We start from the raw sequence: 268 nt of genomic DNA, 5'->3' as shown, positions 1-268 counted from the left end.
CCTCTGCTCAGTTGAGAGAACTTATTAAATACGCTCCTGACTATATATTGGAAGATTATTTGAAAAAATCAGATGAGATATTAATTCCTGAAGGCAAAACAGATGCTGCTAAAAACATTGCTTCAGACATAATTAAACAAGAAGATCAAAGAAATCCCAGAATAATTGGAAAAGCTAAAGAAGTCTTGAGAAGATGTGAAGGGTTGATGAGGAAGGACATGATAATAACTGTCCAAAAAATCAGTCCAATACAATATAGCTTACCAAG

General features: G+C 33.6%; 1 protein-coding gene. It reads left to right on the top strand.

Going from position 1 to position 268, the window contains the following annotated elements:
* Window positions 1-59: 59 nt before the first annotated feature.
* Window positions 60-268 (top strand): hypothetical protein (locus tag BGI41_RS08290; RefSeq protein WP_143744829.1); only part of this gene is annotated, 209 nt, incomplete at its 3' end.

It is taken from the genome of Methanobrevibacter sp. 87.7, from assembly GCF_002208625.1.
Classification (GTDB): Archaea; Methanobacteriota; Methanobacteria; order Methanobacteriales; family Methanobacteriaceae; genus Methanarmilla.
Note: the sequence above shows the minus strand (reverse complement) of the source record. Positions and strands in the feature narration are given on the sequence as shown.